Here is a 664-nt window from a genome sequence, read left to right on the forward strand (position 1 = left end):
ATCGCACCAGCGGCAACCCACCTTGAGGACATGGATAATGCCGGAGATCACCCTGCGGTCATCAACCCGGCGGGCACCGCCCTTGTGCCTCGGCAAAAGCGGCTCGATCACTGCCCACTGTTCTCCGGCAACCAAAACAGACGTCCCATTAGAGCCTCCAAACCGTTGTTTGGACGAATTGAATCTGATTTGCTACATTAATTCAATATGATCATTGGGTTTTAACCCTACGACATTCAGGCGCTCAACTACGAGGGCAGTTACGACGCGGTGCGGCGCTACGCGGCGAGACGCAGGCGAAGTCGGAGCCAAGGCGTCGGCGGCGGCCGATGTCCCGCTTAGCCTCGATCCCGGCGAGGCCTACGAGTTCGGCTGGAGCCACGAGATCGTTCTGATCGAAGGCGTGACCACGACGTAGAAGATCGCCCATATCCGGCTCTTTAACAGCTGGATGGCCTTCGTCCCGGCCTAGAGGACAAATCTTCAACGCCGATTGACACCTGCTTTTGCGATATCTAGGCCGTGTGGACGGATTTTAGCAATATGAAGCCTGCGGCAAGCGCGACGAAGGAAGCGAAGTTTCGTTTGGTCTTCTCGCAGCGTAGTGCGATCCGCTTGAAGCGCTTCAGCTTACCGACGGCCTGTTCGATGCGGGCGCGGCCCT

2 pseudogenes are annotated in these 664 nt (G+C 57.7%); one reads left to right on the forward strand and one right to left on the reverse strand.

The window, feature by feature from the left end:
- A pseudogene (locus tag HK439_RS26410) lies at positions 1-149 on the reverse strand (transposase); the annotation flags it as partial.
- Positions 150-234: 85 nt separating this feature from the next.
- Between HK439_RS26410 and HK439_RS27060 the strand changes: the two are divergent.
- Positions 235-415: pseudogene (locus HK439_RS27060) on the forward strand (IS21 family transposase); the annotation flags it as partial.
- Positions 416-664 lie beyond the last annotated feature (249 nt).

Origin of the sequence: Roseibium aggregatum (genome assembly GCF_014692675.1) — a bacterium.
Taxonomy (GTDB): Bacteria; Pseudomonadota; Alphaproteobacteria; order Rhizobiales; family Stappiaceae; genus Roseibium; species Roseibium aggregatum_C.